The sequence below is a fragment of the Pseudarthrobacter sp. RHLT3-21 genome (assembly GCF_059383495.1).
The window spans coordinates 54,257-71,473 of record NZ_JBWZCI010000010.1; the positions used below are offsets into that span (position 1 = coordinate 54,257).

At 65.1% G+C, this 17,217-nt stretch carries 15 protein-coding genes; 7 read left to right on the plus strand and 8 right to left on the minus strand.

Translation table 11 applies throughout. The annotated features are described in order from the left end of the window. Positions 1-68 precede the first annotated feature (68 nt). On the plus strand, positions 69-1,544 hold the full coding sequence (gene cls, locus AC50YA_RS12725) for a cardiolipin synthase (protein WP_494982634.1): 1,476 nt from the start codon (positions 69-71) through the stop codon (positions 1,542-1,544). A 547-nt stretch (positions 1,545-2,091) separates the two neighbouring features. Here cls and AC50YA_RS12730 read toward each other — a convergent pair. From AC50YA_RS12730 to AC50YA_RS12760, 7 genes are all read right to left on the minus strand, one after another. Continuing rightward, the gene (locus AC50YA_RS12730) at positions 2,092-4,284 is read right to left on the minus strand and encodes a chorismate-binding protein (RefSeq protein ID WP_494982635.1); all 2,193 of its coding nucleotides are present in this window, start codon (positions 4,282-4,284) and stop codon (positions 2,092-2,094) included. Further along, positions 4,281-4,841 carry a low molecular weight protein-tyrosine-phosphatase gene (locus AC50YA_RS12735; protein WP_494982636.1) on the minus strand — a complete coding sequence of 187 codons (561 nt, stop codon included), beginning with the start codon at positions 4,839-4,841 and terminating at the stop codon, positions 4,281-4,283. The genes AC50YA_RS12730 and AC50YA_RS12735 overlap by 4 nt, the downstream gene beginning before the upstream one ends. Before the next feature lie 129 nt (positions 4,842-4,970). Continuing rightward, entirely contained in the window at positions 4,971-5,981 is a 1,011-nt protein-coding gene (locus AC50YA_RS12740) for a bile acid:sodium symporter family protein (protein ID WP_494982637.1), read from the minus strand. 132 nt (positions 5,982-6,113) lie between these two features. Then, positions 6,114-6,737, minus strand: a complete 624-nt coding sequence (locus tag AC50YA_RS12745) for a LysE family transporter (RefSeq protein ID WP_494982638.1) — start codon at positions 6,735-6,737, stop codon at positions 6,114-6,116. A 109-nt stretch (positions 6,738-6,846) separates the two neighbouring features. Then, positions 6,847-7,326: a hypothetical protein gene (locus AC50YA_RS12750; protein WP_494982639.1), complete on the minus strand. Its 480-nt coding sequence runs from the start codon at positions 7,324-7,326 to the stop codon at positions 6,847-6,849. A gap of 75 nt (positions 7,327-7,401) precedes the next feature. Continuing rightward, complete coding sequence (locus AC50YA_RS12755; RefSeq protein WP_252568627.1) at positions 7,402-8,223, minus strand: methyltransferase domain-containing protein; 822 nt, start codon at positions 8,221-8,223, stop codon at positions 7,402-7,404. 102 nt (positions 8,224-8,325) lie between these two features. Then, positions 8,326-8,841: a MarR family winged helix-turn-helix transcriptional regulator gene (locus AC50YA_RS12760; RefSeq protein WP_494982640.1), complete on the minus strand. Its 516-nt coding sequence runs from the start codon at positions 8,839-8,841 to the stop codon at positions 8,326-8,328. A gap of 167 nt (positions 8,842-9,008) precedes the next feature. Between AC50YA_RS12760 and AC50YA_RS12765 the strand changes: the two genes are divergently transcribed. Beyond that, a complete protein-coding gene (locus AC50YA_RS12765; protein WP_494982641.1) occupies positions 9,009-11,237 on the plus strand; it encodes an MMPL family transporter in 2,229 nt (742 codons plus the stop codon). Positions 11,238-11,244: 7 nt separating this feature from the next. Here the strand turns inward: AC50YA_RS12765 and AC50YA_RS12770 are convergent, their stop codons facing one another. Then, on the minus strand, positions 11,245-12,174 hold the full coding sequence (locus AC50YA_RS12770; RefSeq protein WP_494982642.1) for an NAD-dependent epimerase/dehydratase family protein: 930 nt from the start codon (positions 12,172-12,174) through the stop codon (positions 11,245-11,247). 125 nt (positions 12,175-12,299) lie between these two features. On the opposite strand from AC50YA_RS12770, the gene AC50YA_RS12775 reads away from it, so the two are divergent. The 5 genes from AC50YA_RS12775 (at position 12,300) to AC50YA_RS12795 (ending at position 17,212) form a co-directional block, all read left to right on the plus strand. Then, entirely contained in the window at positions 12,300-13,031 is a 732-nt protein-coding gene (locus AC50YA_RS12775) for a TetR/AcrR family transcriptional regulator (protein ID WP_494982643.1), read from the plus strand. Between the two features lie 114 nt (positions 13,032-13,145). After that, positions 13,146-13,373 (plus strand): hypothetical protein, encoded by a 228-nt coding sequence (locus tag AC50YA_RS12780; protein ID WP_494982644.1) that lies wholly within the window; start codon positions 13,146-13,148, stop codon positions 13,371-13,373. A 224-nt stretch (positions 13,374-13,597) separates the two neighbouring features. Further along, positions 13,598-15,469, plus strand: coding sequence for a molecular chaperone DnaK (gene dnaK / locus AC50YA_RS12785; RefSeq protein WP_494982645.1), 1,872 nt, complete (start codon positions 13,598-13,600; stop codon positions 15,467-15,469). A 2-nt stretch (positions 15,470-15,471) separates the two neighbouring features. Next, positions 15,472-16,143 carry a nucleotide exchange factor GrpE gene (locus AC50YA_RS12790; protein WP_494982646.1) on the plus strand — a complete coding sequence of 224 codons (672 nt, stop codon included), beginning with the start codon at positions 15,472-15,474 and terminating at the stop codon, positions 16,141-16,143. 94 nt (positions 16,144-16,237) lie between these two features. Next, entirely contained in the window at positions 16,238-17,212 is a 975-nt protein-coding gene (locus tag AC50YA_RS12795; RefSeq protein ID WP_494982647.1) for a DnaJ C-terminal domain-containing protein, read from the plus strand. Positions 17,213-17,217: the final 5 nt, after the last annotated feature.

Genomic DNA, 17,217 nt, shown 5'->3' on the forward strand with positions numbered 1-17,217 from the left:
GCGGCTAAGCTGTGGTCATTGCCCCGCCGGAACCGGTCCGCGGGTGCGCGCAATCCGGGGGTATTCCAGTGCTGTGGCCAATTTCGCTTGCCGGTACCGCACCAACGTGGCTGGTGGTGGTGCTCAGCATTGCAGACCTGGTGATCCGGGTCCTGGCCATCGGCATCATCCCCGGCAACAGGCGCCCCACCACGGCTATGGCCTGGCTGCTGGGCATCTTCTTTGTGCCGTTCCTGGGCCTGATTCTGTTCCTGCTGTTCGGAAACTTCAAGCTCTCCAGCCGCCGCCGGCAGCAGCAGGAGATCATCAACACCCGGGTACGGTCCGGCATCTCGGCGCTCGCCGACGTCGTCAGTGAATACCCTGGGCCCGAATGGGTGAAGTCGGCCGGGGAATTGAACCGGCGGCTCGGCTCCCTCCCCATGGTGGACGGCAATTCGGTGGATCTCATTCCCGGCTATCCGGACTCGATCCTGGCGATGACCGAAGCCGTGCGCAAAGCCAAGAGGTTCGTTAACGCCGAGTTTTACATCATGAGCACGGACTACGTCACCGATGACCTGCTGACCGCCCTGGAAGAGGCCGCCGAGCGCGGAGTGGAAGTCAGAGTGCTGTTCGACCACATCGGCACACTTCGGGTCAAGGGTTACCGCAACTTCCTCAAACGGTTGCGGGCCGGGAAAATCCAGTGGAAGCGTATGCTCCCGCTGTTGCCGACGCACGGCCAGTGGCGCCGCCCGGACCTCCGCAACCACCGTAAGATCATGGTGATCGACGGCGAACTCGCGTTCACAGGCTCGCAGAACCTGATCGAGCCGTCCTACAACAACCCCAAACACCGCAAGGCCGGGCGCGAATGGGTGGAACTGATGGCCTGCCTGCGCGGACCGATCGTCACTACGTTCAACGTTGTGTTCGCTACGGACTGGCTGAGCGAAACCGACGAGTCCCTGGAACACCAGCTGCAGCTTCCGGCCAACCCCGAACCGAGCAACGTCACGGCCCAGGTGGTGCCCAGCGGTCCCGGGTTCATTACCGAAAACAACCTACGCCTCTTCAACACCCTGATCTACTCCGCCCAGCACCGGATCTCCATCTGCAGCCCGTATTTTGTTCCCGATGATTCCCTGCTTTACGCCATCACCACAGCGGCCCAGCGGGGCGTGGACGTGGAGCTGTTCGTCTCCGAAAAGGGCGATCAGTTCCTGGTCCACCACGCCCAGCGGTCCTATTACGAGGCGCTGCTGGAGGCCGGCGTCCGGATCTACCTCTACAAGGCGCCCTTTGTGCTCCACGCCAAACACTTCACCATCGACGACGAAGTGGCCGTCCTGGGCTCCAGCAACATGGACATGCGCTCCTTCTCGCTGAACATGGAGGTCTCGGTGATGCTGCTCGGCGCGGAAATCGTGAACAACATGCGCGCGGTCGAAGACACGTACCGCGACATTTCCAACGAACTTATGCTTGAGGACTGGCTGCAACGCCCCCTCGCGGCCCGGTACATCGACAACGTTGCCCGGCTGACGGCTACCGTCCAGTAAGGCCGCCAGTCCCGGCGTATGCGACTGATTGCGCGGATCAGCCGGGCCGCCACGATCGTGCCTCAAACGGATCTTGCCCAAAAATTGTGCCGATCCGGACTGGAGCGCCGCGGAGAGGGCGGCTACTCTTGGAGAACTGGTTCATGAATCTGGACCCGACCATCAGCGAACGCATCCCGCCTGTCTGTAGACAGCGCCGAGCTGACAGATATGCCACAGACCAAAACAGCGCGTTTCTGGTTTCGGATGACCGTAGTGTCCTTCAACCTGCTGACCACGGTCACCCTCATCCAGGTCTCCGCTTCTACCCAGGACCTCGATGGAACATGTGCGGCCGCTGGCCAGGAGCTGGACAACAACTACGGCCTTCGACATGAGCGCGACGGGACCCTGCACTTCCCGCTGCATAACAGATGCAACCACCTGTATGACACGGTTCCGGACTGGGTCAATCCTGTCCTGGCCATCCTCGCAGCAGCGCCGGCCATTGCCCTGACCGGTGCGCTGGTCACCTACGGCGGGAAGCCGTCGCCGTCATCAGGCCTGCCTAGCCGCCAGGAAAGTCCGCACCCAGCGCGGAAAGCACACCGTGCGCCTTCACGCGGATTTCGTCGTACTCCTCGTCAGGTACCGAGTCGGCAGTGATGGCTCCGCCGACGCCGAGGGTGAGTTTCGCCGTCGCCGCTTCTTCGCTGCCGTCCACGGCCTCCACCGTGGTCACCAGAGTACGGATCGCCACCGCCAGGTCCGTGGCCCCGTTGAGGGAAAAATAGCCGATCGCGCCGGAATACAGGCCGCGGGGGCCTTCCTCCAGCCGGTCCAGGATTGCCATGGTGCTGATTTTCGGGGCGCCGGTCATGGAGCCGGCCGGGAAGCATGCGGCCACCGCCTCGGCCCGCGGCGAGCCGGGCTGGAGCCGCGCGTCGATGGTGCTGACCATCTGGTGCACGGTGGCGTAGCTTTCGATCTCGCACAGCCTGCTGACCGTCACCGATCCGGGCTCCGCGAAGTGGCTGAGATCGTTCCGCAGCAGGTCCACAATCATGATGTTCTCCGCCCGGTCCTTCAGCGAGGCCGCCAGGTCCTCCCGCAGCTGCCTGTCACGCTCCGGATCAGCACCCCGGCGGCGGGTGCCCTTGATCGGTTCGGCGCGCATGCCGCCGTCGGACGTTATCCTCAGGAACCGCTCCGGCGACGTGCTGGCCACCGTCAGCCCGCCAAACCGCAGGTAGCTGGCGAACGGTGCCGGATTCTTCCGCCGCAGCGCGAGGTACGTGGGCCAGGGGGCCGCCTCGGCGGCAGGCAGGCGGGCCGTGAGCGTGGTGGTCAGGCACACCTCGTACGAGTTCCCCTCACGGATTTCGTGCTGGGCGGCCGCGATTTTGGCCAGGTAGGAGGGCTCCGTGTCGCGGCTGCTGAACGCGGGCCCAACGGGACGTACGACGCCGTTGCTAGCGCCGGCGTGCGTGGTTGTCTCACCGATGGTTTGTGAGCCGAAGCTTGGCGTGCTGTGGGTTGCCGCGGCGACGGCGGCACGGGCGTCGGTCAGCCAGATGTCGGCGTCGGGCGCTTCCAGGGCAAGGAGCCAGGCCGTTCCTTCAACGTGGTCCAAAACGACGGCTCGGCCCGCGAAGATCAGGGCCGCGTCGGGAGTCGGCGCCGCCACGTCCGTTCCGCCGGTTTCGCGCTTGAGCTCATAGCCCAGGCAGCCCAGCCAGCCCAGAGTGAAGTCGCCCGGGTAGCCGTGTGGCGTGCGGACCGCCCTGCGTCCCCAGACTGTGTCCAGCCAGCGGAAAAACGGTCCCGGCACGCGCGCCGTGGCGGAGCCTGCCGTGATGACGCTTTCGCCGGACCGGTGCGTGACCGCCTGGCCGTACGTCCCGCCGTCGTCCGCTAGGATGCTGAAGCGGCTTCGCTCGGCGCCTGGCGCCTGCGCGGGCGACGGCTCCGGGGGCGGCCCGGCGGGTGTTTTGGCGGGTGCGCCGGCGGCCGCGTCGGAGGAGCCTGAGCTGGCGATTTCTGCGTTGGAGGAGCCTGCGTTGGAGGAGTCCAGCCAGACGGAGTTCGCTGAGCCGCCATAGAGGTCCTCGAAGAGGGCGGCGGCGTCCGGCCTGGCGTCCAGCCGTTCAGCGCGCAGCCTGAGGCCGCGGCGGGCGGCGAGCTCGGGAACAAGCGCCGGGGCGAGGGCAGGCAAGTAGGCGAGGGCCTGCATGAGGTCGGCGGTGGCGGAACCGTCGGCATTATTCAGTACGCGGATGTCGGCTTTGCGGGGGACGTCGTCGGCGGCGAGCCACGCGTCTTCCTGCTCAGCCCACTGGTCCCAAAACGGCTCATACGTCCCGCCGTCGCGGTCCAACGCCCGCTTCCGGCGGATGTCGTCCGGAGAGTCGGCCCAGATGACAGCGCTGAGCAGGGGTCTGGCGTCGGCGGCGGCCGCCCCTACTCCCTCAATGATCACGATCTCGGCGGGCAGCGTGACCCGCGTGTCGCCGTCGTAATGCCTGTCCCAGTCCCAGCTGGTCCAGGTGGCGGGCTCGGCGCGGCTCAACGGCGTGAGCACGGTGGAAACGTAGCGCTCGATGCCAGCGGTGAGGCCGTTCCAGCCCGGGTAGATGTCCTCAAGGTGGAAAAGTGCGACTTTGTGATGGTTCCGCAGCAGCGCGGCAAGTTCGATGGCCAGAGTGGTTTTGCCTGCGCCGGATCGCCCGTCAATGGCGATGATCACAGGTGCGGGGGTCATGAAATAGAGCGTACCTGCTGGTGCATCAGCTGCTGACGCGGCGGCGCCTGGCCGAGGACGGTGCGGACATGCGCGACGATGCCGGGCACGGCGCCGCGGATCTGCTCCCAGGCGGCGTCAAAATCGGCATGGCCCCCGTACCAGGGATCCTCGATGCCCTGGTCCAGCAAGTCGCTGCCGGCAACGGCGCGGTCGAAGCTGCGGAGCATACGGACCTTGTTCATTGAGACCGCGTCCGGCGCGGCGTCTCGGAGCCAGGCGTAGTGGTCAACGTCCAGGGCCAGGATGAGATCGCGCTCGCGGAACCACGCGGCCTGCCAGGCGCGGGCAACATGGTGCTCTGAGCTCAGGCGCGTTGCCGCAAGCCGGCGGGCGGCGTGCGGATCGATGGGCCGCCCTGCCTCATAACCGGTAGTTCCCGCTGAATCCACTGTCACATCTGAGCCCAGGCCGTCGGCTTGGAAAGCCGCAGCCAGCATCATCTCGGCCATCGGTGACCGGCAGATATTTCCTGTGCACACAGTGATGATCCGGTATGGGCTCGACCATGAATTCATGGAGCTAAGCATGCGGGACCCGGGACATTCCTGGCCAGCTGGAAATTCACATGGCGTGACAGGCCCGTAAGAAATTTGACCGAACGAGTCAAAAATGCGTCGGTTCGGCAGCCTTCAAAAGAGGCCTTGCTAGTCGTCCCGCAGCGGGCGCCGCGCCAGCCACGCTGCCACAATTGCGCCGGAGATATTGTGCCAGAGCGAGAAAACAGCGGACGGCAGTGCGGCCAGCGGGGTGAAATGCGCGGTGGCCAGCGTGGCGGCCAGACCGGAGTTCTGCATGCCGACTTCGAAGGCGAGGGCCCTGCGTGCCTTGTCGTCCAGCCGGCCCAGTTTGCCGGCCAGGTAGCCCAGGCCCAGGCCGAAGCCGTTGTGGAGAACCACTGCGAGGAACACAATGCCGCCTGCGGCCACGATCTTGGAGGCGCTGCCCGCCACCACAATCGCAACAATGAAGGAAATTACGACGGCGGATGCCCAGGGAAGTACCGGCAGCAGCTTGGCGATGAGGTTCTTGAAGAACAGCCGCGCCAGCAACCCGGCGATGACAGGCAGGAGCACCGTCTTGACGATGTCCAGAACCATGCTCCCGGCGTCGATTTCCAGGAACGATCCGGCCAGGAAGAGGACCAGCAGCGGCGTAACCACCGGTGCGATCAGGGTGGATACCGAGGCCACGGCTACGGACAGCGCCACGTCCCCCTTGGCCAGGAATGCCATCACGTTGGAGGCTGTGCCGGATGGTGCGCAGCCCACCAGGATCAGGCCTACGGCAAGCTCCGGCGAAAGCTGGAGCGCCACGGCAATCAGCCATCCAGCGCTGGGCATGATCACATAGTGCGCCACGATGCCCAGAACCACTGCCCATGGGCGCTTCGCCACCGAGGCAAAATCCGGCGGGGTCAGGGTCAGGCCCATGCAGAACATGATGATGCCCAGCAGGTAGGGGACGCTGGGCCCCAGCGGCTGGAACGCTGCCGGCATAAGGAAGCCGGCGACGCCTGCCACAACCACCAGCGCCGGGAAGATCGTGACGGCAAGCCGCGCGATTTTCGCTTCGGCGGCCAGCGCCGGGTTGGTGGGTACCGGGGCGTGATCAGTGCCGGATTCTGTCGATGTGGGGGATTTGGTTGCCTCAAGCATTTATTGATCGTGGCATTGATGTCCGGCAGGTGGCCACTTCGTGACCATGTGCCGGGCAAAAATGTCAGACAGGTGAGGTGAGCAGTGCTTCCTGGCGGATCAGGCCCAGTAGGTCAGGCCCGGTGGATCAGGCTAGTGGATCAGCGCAAGGAGAATGCCCACCGCCACAAAGAGCACTCCGAAGATCCGGCTAAGGATCTTTTGGCCGCGGGCGTTGTGCGTGAAGCGCTGGAAGGACTTGGCGGCAAAGGCGAAGAAGAACCACATGACCAGGATGTCGATGACCACCACGGTAGCCGTGAGCACAAGGTACTGCGGCAGGAGCGGCTGTTCCGGGCGGATGAACTGTGGCATAAACGCGAGGAAGAAAACGATCGCCTTCGGATTGAGCAGGTTGACCCACAGGCCGCGCCGGAACATTGACCAGGCAGGCTCGTTCCGGAGGGCGGCGGCCTGTTCCTGGTCCGGCTCCGGTTTGCTCAGGAACTGGCGGATGCCCAGGTACACCAGGTAGGCGGCTCCGGCATAGCGGATCACGTTGAAGGCCACCGGAGAGCTTGCCACCAGGACGCCAACGCCCAACGCCACGATCACTACGTGGACAACCAGGGCTGCCTGCTGGCCAAGGATGCCCCAGATGGAGCGGCGGAACCCGGACGTCAGCGAGTTGCTCATGGTGTTGATGGCACCGGCGCCCGGCGTGAAACTGACCAGGACACCGGCGCCCGCGAGGGCGAGCCAAAGGGAGAATTGCACCTGCCAAGTTTAGTGCCGTCATCAAGGTGGTCGCTGGAATGGCCACGCGGTGGGTGGGACCAGCAAATACTTTAGTTCGCATCTCAACCTCGTCTTCAAACTAAAGGTCTCATTGAGTTTCGGGCATGTTGGCACACTTGCCGTACTTTGCATTCACCCAGTGGGACATGGTGGGTGGGAGATCCTCGCTGAGTCCGTACTGGTCGAAGTACGAGTGTGGCCCGTCAGACATATACCCGGTTTCGTCGAGGCCAAGATGCCCGATCATTCGGAGCCCGCGCTGAGCTGCAGCTGCTTTCAACGTTTTGGTCTCTTGGAGGATCGGAGACTCGGAGTAGTAGTCGTTTTCAGGCCAGATTCCTGCATGGGCAATAGCAAAATATCTGGTCCAGTCGAGATCCATCCAGTCCAGAATCGCATCGTGATGCGGTTCCAATGATCCTGCAAACTCGTCACTGACGACGTTGATGCCGTCCAGCTGCATGTCGGCATCGAGGCCGATCACCACAAGTTTGGGGAGGACCCTTCCCTCCTGAACAATGAGCGGGCGGACAAGAATCTGGAGGTCGAAGCCTGCTTGAATGATCATGGTTCGAGGCTATTTGCGGCTTGCTGCCGCCGGAACAGGGCAATTGCCGTATGTGGACAACGGCGGCCCATGCTCCTACGCCCGGGCGATGACCTCGCCGTTCGGGATCAGGAACCAGCCGTCGTCGGTGGATCCCCAGCGGTGCCAGCCTGCCGAAATCCGGGCCAGGTCCGCTGGATTTGCGAAGCCGTATTCAAGGGCCTGCTCCGCGAAGGCCGAGTGCAGCACCCGCTCACCCCAGACCCGGGCCTGCCATCTCCGTTGCTGCCCGGTGGCATACAGCCAGTTGCTGCTGGTGGGGGCCACGTCGCCGAAGCCTGCGGACTGGACCCAGGACACGAGCCGGCGGCCGGCGTCGGGCTCGGCTCCGTTGCGGCGGGCGATCCTCTGGTACAGGTCCATCCATTCGTCCAGCTCAGGGATGGCGGGGTACCAGCTCATGCCGTGGAAATCAGCGTCGCGCACTGCCACAATGCCGCCCGGCTTCGCCACCCGGCGCATCTCGCGCAACGCTTCCACCGGGTCGGTGAGGTGCTGGAGCACCTGGTGGGCATGGACGACGTCGAACGTTTCGTCCTCGAAGTCGAGGTCGTAGATGTTGCCGGCCAGGAACTCGGCATTGGCCACGCCGCGCTCGGCTGCCAGTGCCGTGGCCTGGGCGATGATGTCCGGTGACCGGTCCAGGCCGGTGACCTTTCCGGGCGACACCAGCCCCGCGAAATCGCAGGTGATGCTCCCAGGGCCGCAGCCGACGTCGAGCACTGAAACCCCGGGCGTGAGGTGGGGAATGACAAAGGCCGCGGAGTTCTCCGCGGTCCTGGAGGCGTGGGCGCGGACCACCGACTCGTGGTGGCCGTGCGTGTACACATCGTCGTCGTCAGGCTGCTGCGTACTCATAATGAAACGCTACCCCTCCGGAGCGAAAAACGGACGGAACCTTCCCCAAAGTAGGTCGCACGAACTGTCGTTATGAGCGCCCATAACGACAGTTAGTGCGACCTACTTGGGCGGGGCGGGGGAGGCAGGGCCGCCGTGGGACGCTTCCTCACGGGCCGCGACGGTGGCGTCCATCATGGCGGTCATAAACCGAGTGACGAGCTCCAGTTCGGCGGGGGAGAAGTCCGCCATGGCGGCACCCATGTGGCGCGAAAGCGGCATGAACATGGCGCTGCCGTCCTGGAACGCCTTGGGTGTCATGCGGAGCTGGACCTGCCGCCGGTCCGGGCCGAGACGCTCCCTGACCACGTGGCCGGACTGGTCCAGCCTGTCGATGAGGGCGGTGGTGGCGGGCGAGCTGAGGTTGAGTTCCTTGCGCAGGATGCCCGGCGTGACCACTAGGCCCTTGGCGGTGTGACGCATGATCACGGCGAGCGCATTGAGGTCCGTGCGGTGCATGTCGTTGCGGCCGCCGGCGGTGTCCACGTAGCGGTTGGCCTCCAGCGTGAAGTCCTGCAGGAGGCGGACCAGGGCAAAGGGTGCGGAGTCCGGTGGGCGCCGGAACGCTTCATCTGCCATGTCCGCTCCCTCCGCCCGCTTGCCTGGTGCCCTGACGGATATTACTGCAGCGATGCCGATTGTACGGATTCCGCACTCGAAACTCAGCCAAAGTATTTATCTCCATGGTGGAGATACTCTAGGATGGAAATAAGTGTACCGCGGCCACCCCAAGCGAAGCAGGAATCATGAAATCCAGTCCCCGACACAGCGCGAGGGTTCCGTTCTGGCTGCGCTGGCTCGTTCCTGTTTTGCTGGTACTCACGTGGCTTGCCATCGCCGGCGTGGGCGGACCCACGTTCGGCCGGCTCGACGAGGTCTCCTCGAATGACCAGACGTCCTTCCTTCCGGCCAGCGCCGAAGCCACGGCAGCGCAGGACTGGCAGGCGAAGTTCCGCGATTCAGACGAAGTGCCGGCGGTCATCGTCATCGAGAACCACGCCGCCATCAGCCCCGCGGAGCTTGGCGACCTGGCAGCCCTGAAGACCGGGCTGGAGGGCCTTGAGCCGGGCAGCACCGTGATCGGTCCCATCCCGTCGGAGGATGGGAAAGCGGTCCAGTTCATCGCCCCGATCGGGTCCTCCGATGGGCTGAAGGAATCCGTCCAGGAGTTGAGGAACTTCCTTAGCGAATCCGCACCCGAAGGTATGCAGACCTTCGTCACCGGACCTGCTGGCCTGACCGCAGACCTGGTCAGCGCCTTCGCCGGCATCGACGGCATCCTGCTACTGGTGGCCCTCGGCGCGGTCTTCCTGATCCTGCTGATCGTCTACCGTTCACTCCTCCTGCCCCTCGCCGTGCTGCTCACCTCGGTCTTTGCCCTCTGCGCCGCCATCCTGCTGGTATTCGGCATGGCCAAGCTCGGCTGGATCCAGCTGAGCGGCCAGAGCCAGGGCATCCTGTCCATCCTGGTGATCGGCGCGGCAACGGACTATGCCCTGCTGTACGTGGCGCGGTTCCGCGAAGCCCTGACCCACACGCGCAACCGGGCCGAAGCCGTGCTGACCGCGTGGAAAGCGTCTTTCGAACCCATCCTGGCGTCCGGCGCCACCGTCATCATCGCCTTGCTCTGCCTGCTGTTCTCCGACCTGAACTCCAACAGGGCTTTGGGTCCAGTTGCGGCGGCGGGCATTCTTTGCGCGCTCTTCGCTGCCCTGACCCTCCTGCCCGCCCTGATGGCCCTCTTGGGCAGGGCCGCGTTCTGGCCGTTCCGCCCCAAACTGGTTCCGGCAGGCGAGCGTGAGCCCGAGCTGGTCACCGGCATGGAGGGGCAGAAGGGCATCTGGCGGGCCACGTGTTCGCTGGTCTCCCGCCGTCCGCGCACGGTCTGGGTCGCGGCGGTCCTCCTCTTGCTGGTGGCTTCGGCCGGCGTGCTGCAGCTGAAGGCCAACGGCGTGCCGCAGACCGACGTCATCCTCACGGCCTCCAATGCGGTGGACGGCCAGGACGCGCTGGCGCGGCATTTCGACGCCGGCAGCGGCAGCCCCGCCGTCGTAATTGCGGACGAAAGCAAAGCCGATGAAGTGCTGGCAAAAGTCAAAGCGGCCGACGGCGTGGTGGACGCGTATCTCCTGGCTGAAGGCGGGGTGCCGCTAATTTCCAGCGGACCGGCAGCCCCCGGAGCATCCAGCACTCCCAGCGCGCCGGACGTCCACGACGGCAAAGTGCTGATCAACGCCACGCTCGACTACGCCGCAGATTCCATTGAGGCGGAGGATGCGGTCAAGGTGCTGCGCGAGGACGTAAAAACGGTCGACGCCGGCGCATTGGTAGGCGGGATGACCGCCACGGCCCTGGACACCAACACCACCGCCCAGCGCGACCTGGTGATCATCATCCCCATAGTCCTGGCGGTCATCCTGCTCATCCTGATGCTCCTGCTGCGCTCCGTGGTGGCCCCGGTCCTGCTGGTGCTCTCCGTGGTGTTGTCGTACGGCGCGGCCATGGGCGTCTCGGCCCTGGTCTTCAACAACCTGCTGGGTTTCCCGGGCGCTGACGCCACCGTGCCGTTGTTCGGGTTTGTGTTCCTGGTTGCCCTGGGCGTGGACTACAACATCTTCCTGATGAGCCGGGTGCGGGAGGAGTCGCTGAAGCACGGGACCCGGCCGGGCATCCTGCGCGGACTCGGCGTCACCGGCGGCGTTATCACTTCGGCCGGCGTGGTGCTCGCCGCCACGTTCGCCGCCCTGGGCGTCATCCCCATCATGTTCCTGGTGCAGCTCGCCTTCATTGTGGCATTCGGCGTGCTGCTGGACACCGTCCTGGTGCGCTCGCTGCTGGTCCCCGCACTGGCGTACGACATCGGCCCGCGCATCTGGTGGCCCGGAAGGCTGAGCCGGCCGGAGCTGGATGCAACGGTGCTGCAGGACTCCGGCGAAGCCCTTGTGTCCGAGACGGAGGGCGCCGGCCGCCGGTAGGCCGGCCTCACCCCTGCGCGCGCCACCAGGCCACCGTGGCCGCGGCCGCCTCGGGCAGGGGTGTCGGCCGTAGGCTAAACACGGCCTCACTGGCGGCGGAGTCCATGACAAACGGCTTCTCGAACTGATAGAGCATTTCTGTTATCTCCCGGACATCCTTCGAGAACACACCCATGGCCCGGAGCGCCCAGCCCGGCACGGCTCCCACCTTCGGCGCCTGTACTCCGCCTGCCTCGGTGAACGCTGTGGCCAGCTGCCGCTGCGTGACTGCCGGACCCGTTGGCGCGTGCCACACCTTGTTCCACAGCGACGGCGTCTTCGCGGCATGGATCATCGCCGCGGCCAGGTCCGGGACGTACGTGAAGGAATGGGGCTGGTCGGCGCTCCCGATGACCCACAATTTCTTGCCGGCCAGCACGGCGGGGACCACACGCTCGCCGGCATGCGAGGTTCGCACGCGTGGGCCAAAGAAATCGCCGGCAACCACGCTGACAGTGTTGGCAGGAGAGGCGTCCCGCGCCGCCAGGAGTTTGGTCCGGACACCCCGCTTGCCGCCCTCGGCAGCCCGCGGACCCGCCTCTGTCATAGCCCGGTGCGGTTCGCTGTACGAGTAAAGGCTTTCGGGGAAGACGACGACGGCGCCCGCCTCGCTTGCTGCGGCCAGCACCGTTTGCTCGGCCGCTGGCAGTTCCGCCTGCCATGCATCCACGGTGTAGGAGGAGCCGTGGATGCAGTGAAAGACGGCCGTGGCGCCCGCGAAGGCGTCCCGCAGTTGGGCGGTATCCTGGACGTCCGCTTTCACGCGCTCCACCAGCGGATGGTCGGGGCCGCTGCCGGAACGGGTGAGGATCCTGACGTTTTTCCCCTGCTCCGCGAGGCGCTCTGTGACCGTCCAACCCGCGGGGCCGGCCCCGGTAACAACGTAGACATCGTTCATGATTCTCCTCAAGGAATTCTACTAGAGAGCAGTGCTCTCTAGTAAGCGTGCGCCTCGGCCGAAGGCTTGTCAAGAGCAGTGCTCTCAATTGTTGACACTGCTCTGGCTTGTGCCATGCTGGACCAATGAATGACCCTGCCTCGGACGCGGAAACCACCCTTCGGACACCGCGGGAGCGCGCACGGGCCCAGACCATTGCTGACATCGTCCGGCTCGGCAGGGAGCACCTGGCAACGCAGGGCGCGGCAGCCCTGTCCCTCCGCGCCGTGGCAAGGGACCTCGGCGTGGTCTCCTCCGCCGTCTACCGTTACGTGGCCAACCGTGACGAGCTCCTCACGCTGCTCCTGGTGGACGCCTATGGCGAGCTTGGCGACGCCGTGGACGCCGCGGTGAAGGCGGTGCCGGAGCGAGATTTCGATGGCAGGTTCAAGGCGCTCGGCCGGGCCGTCAGGACGTGGGCGCTGCGGGAACCGGCGCGCTACGGACTCCTGTTTGGCAGTCCGGTGCCGGGTTACCGGGCCCCCGCGGGCCAGACCACACCCCCCGGAACGCGCGTGATCTACCGCCTGATCGGCATTCTTGACGGCGCCCACCGGGCAGGTGCGCTGACCGCGGCGGCGCGCACCGCCGTCGTACCTTCTGCCTTGTCCGCCGATCTGGAAGCGATCCGCAACGAACTCGGGCTTGCCATGCCGGACGAACTCCTGGCGAGCGGTGCCCTCGTGTGGACGTCGCTCTTCGGGGCCGTGAGCTTCGAGGTCTTTGGCCAATACGGAGCGGACACCTTCCTCGCCCGCGACGAACTCTTCGAGCACCATCTCGCCGTCCTGGCGGGAATGGCCGGGCTTGGCGCCTGACGGGTACCCGCAGAACACTCCGGCGCCTGCCGCGACCCCTGTTTCACACGCCTCCGACTGAGTAGACTCCAAATGCGCCCGGATGGACGCGGAACTCAAAGGAGAGATCACGTCATGAGTGAGAACACCGCACCTGAAGAAGACCGCCGCAAGGGAAGCACCGAACCCGGGCTGGAGGGTGAAGGTGGCCAGTATGAAGAAGGCGACTACGGCGAGGCCGGCATTGTGGGCGGCGCAGAGAACCAGCCCGAGGAAGGCGACTATCCGGAAGGCGACTACGGCGAGGCCGGCTCTGTGGACAGTGCGCGCGAGGTGGAAGTGGACGAAGACAAGAACCCGTAACGGCCGTTCACGCACAGCGAACTACTGCCGGGGAAGCGGAATTTCGGCATAAAAACCCCGGAAATCCGGGGGGTCTCCAGAGGGTACCGTGGCCTAAGAATCCAAAGTTGAGCGGACTCCGCTCAACTTTGGATTGACATCGCCTGCGCCCTGAGTAAAGTTGAGTGCAGAACGCTCAACACTCGAGCGCCAGCAAGTTTCCAAGGAAAAGAAGGAAGCAACACATGTCACGTGCAGTAGGTATCGACCTCGGAACCACCAACTCCGTCGTCTCCGTTCTCGAAGGTGGCGAGCCCGCCGTTATTGCCAACGCCGAGGGCGGCCGCACCACGCCGTCCGTCGTTGCATTCTCCAAGTCCGGCGAAGTCCTGGTTGGCGAGATCGCCAAGCGCCAGGCCGTCAACAACATCGACCGCACCATCGCCTCCGTCAAGCGCCACATGGGCACTGACTGGTCCGTTGGCATCGATGACAAGAAGTACACCGCGCAGGAAATCTCCGCCCGTGTGCTCATGAAGCTGAAGAACGACGCCGAGTCCTACCTCGGCGAGAAGGTCACCGACGCCGTGATCACCGTTCCGGCCTACTTCAACGACGCCGAGCGCCAGGCCACCAAGGAAGCCGGCGAAATCGCGGGCCTCAACGTCCTGCGCATTGTCAACGAGCCCACCGCGGCAGCACTGGCCTACGGCCTGGACAAGGGCAAGGAAGACGAACTCATCCTGGTCTTCGACCTCGGCGGCGGAACGTTCGACGTCTCCCTGCTCGAAGTCGGCAAGGACGAAGACAACTTCTCCACCATCCAGGTCCGCTCCACCGCAGGCGACAACCGCCTCGGCGGCGACGACTGGGACCAGCGCGTTGTGGATTACCTGCTGAACCAGCTCAAGGTCAAGGGCATCGACCTGTCCAAGGACAAGATCGCCCTGCAGCGCCTCCGTGAAGCCGCTGAGCAGGCCAAGAAGGAACTCTCTTCTTCCAGCAGCACCAACGTTTCGCTCCAGTACCTCTCCGTCACCCCCGACGGCCCGGTCCACCTGGACGAGCAGCTGACCCGCGCCAAGTTCCAGGACCTCACCAAGGACCTGCTGGAGCGCACCAAGAAGCCGTTCCACGATGTCATCAAGGAAGCCGGCATCAAGCTCTCCGAGATCGACCACATCGTCCTCGTCGGTGGATCCACCCGTATGCCCGCTGTCTACGACCTGGTCAAGGAACTGGCCGGCGGCAAGGAGCCGAACAAGGGCGTCAACCCGGATGAAGTTGTAGCCGTTGGCGCAGCACTCCAGGCCGGCGTTCTGAAGGGCGAGCGCAAGGACGTCCTGCTGATCGACGTCACCCCGCTGTCCCTGGGCATCGAAACCAAGGGTGGCGTGATGACGCACCTGATCGAGCGCAACACCGCCATCCCCACCAAGCGGTCCGAGACGTTCACCACGGCTGATGACAACCAGCCGTCCGTGGCCATCCAGGTCTTCCAGGGCGAGCGCGAGTTCACCCGCGACAACAAGCCGCTGGGCACGTTCGAGCTGACCGGCATCGCGCCGGCTCCGCGCGGCGTCCCGCAGGTCGAGGTCACTTTCGACATCGACGCCAACGGCATCGTCCACGTCTCCGCGAAGGACAAGGGCACCGGCAAGGAACAGTCCATGACCATCACCGGCGGCACCGCGCTCTCCAAGGAAGACATTGAGCGCATGGTCAAGGACGCCGAGGAGCACGCAGCCGAGGACAAGGCCCGCCGCGAGGCAACCGACACCCGCAACACCGCCGAGCAGCTCGCCTACTCCGTGGACAAGCTGATCGCCGACAACGCCGACAAGCTGCCTGAAGAGGTCAAGACCGAGGTCCAGGCCGACGTCGACGAGCTGAAGAAGGCCCTTGAAGGCACCGATGACGCAGCCGTGAAGACCGCGTTCGAGAAGCTCCAGGCTTCCCAGACCAAGCTCGGCGAGGCCATCTACGCCCAGGCCGGTTCGCCGGACGGTGCCACGGGTGCAGCAGGCGCTGAGGGTGCTCCCGCCGGTGGGGATAAGGCTGCTGATGAGGATATCGTCGACGCCGAGATCATCGACGAAGACGAAGCGAAGAAGTAGCCATGCCGCACCACGGTAACGAGGAAGAGCACAACTCATCCGCGAGCCAGGAGCCGGTTATCCGGGACAACCGCAAGGTTGATCCGGTGACCGGGCAGGCCCGGCACCCGGAGGGCGAGAAGCACGCTGACGCGCCGAAGGGCGAGTCCCCGGTGAGCGAGCCTGTGGACAGCGACGGCGATGCACTCGCCCAGGCCGAGGAAATCCTCAACGGCATCGAGGTGCCGGCTGAGGAATCGGTGGTACAGGGTGCAGGACAGGCTGAGGCCGCCGAGCTGAAGAACGATCTCCTTCGCCTCCAGGCTGAATATGTCAACTACCGCAAGCGCGTTGAGCGCGACCGGGCCGTGGCAGGGGAGATGGCCGTCATCGGCGTCCTGAACTCTGTGCTTCCGGTACTTGACGACGTCGACGCTGCCCGCCAGCACGGTGACCTGACCGACGGCCCGTTCGCCGCGATCGCCACGAAACTGGAGAACGCGCTGAAGACGTACGGCCTGGTCCGCATTGATGAGACCGGAGTGGAGTTCGATCCCACGATCCACGAGGCCCTCATCCAGCAGCCGGGCGAGGACATCGAGGTTGACACCGTCAGCCAGGTGCTCCGCTCCGGCTACCGGTCAGGGGACCGCGTGCTCCGCGCCGCACAGGTGATTGTGGCTGTCCCGGCCTAGCATTACCCCATCGAGATGGCAGTTCGCGGCAGTGTTTCGCAAGAACATTGCCGCGAACTGCCATCTCGGCACAGAGATTTGAAAGGAAACGCCATTGGCTAGCCAGGATTGGGTGGACAAGGACTTTTACGCGATCCTTGGTATCGCCAAGGACGCTTCCGACGCCGACATCAAGAAGGCGTACCGGAAACTTGCCCGCCAGCACCACCCGGACACAAACTCGGGGAACGTTGCGTCGGAGAAGAAATTCAAGGACATCTCCGAGGCCTATTCGGTGCTCTCGGATGCGGACGAGCGCCAGCAGTATGACGCCATCCGTGCCATGGGCGGCGGCGCCAGGTTCGCTCCCGGTGGGGCCGGCGGCGGCAACGGCGGCTTCGAGGACATGTTCGGCGGGCTGTTCACCGGCGGCGCAGGGCGTCAGCCCGGCGGGTTCAACACGTCCGGCGGTATCCCGCCCGAGTTCGCCGACCTCTTCGGCGGCGGCGGCTTCGGTGGACAGCCCGGCTTCCAGCGCGCACCCCAGAAGGGCGCCGACCGCACCGCCACAACCAGCATCTCCTTCTCCGGCTCGATCCGCGGCACCACCATCGGCCTGCGCGAACCCAGCGGCGACGTCATCGACGTCCGCGTACCCGCCGGCATCAAGGACGGCCAGAAGGTGCGCGTCCGCGGCAAGGGCCAGCCGTCCCCGGCGGGCAACGGCGACCTGATGGTGGCCGTGTCCGTCAAGCCCCACGAGTTTTACACGCGCGACGGCGACAACCTCCGGATCCATGTCCCGGTCACCTTCCCGGAAGCTGCATTGGGCGCCGACATCCAGGTCCCCACCATCGACGGCGAGACAGTCAAGGTCCGCGTTCCGGCCGGCACACCGTCGGGGCGCACACTCCGGGTCAAAGGCCACGGCGTGAAGACCTCCAAAGTCACCGGCGATCTCCTGGTGACCATCGACGTCGCGGTTCCGAAGAACCTGAACAAGGAAGCCGAAGCAGCCGTGAAGGCCTTTGCCGAAGCCACCGCTGACGCCGATGTCCGTGAAGGCCTGGCCGCCAAGGCCCGGCTCTAAGCAAC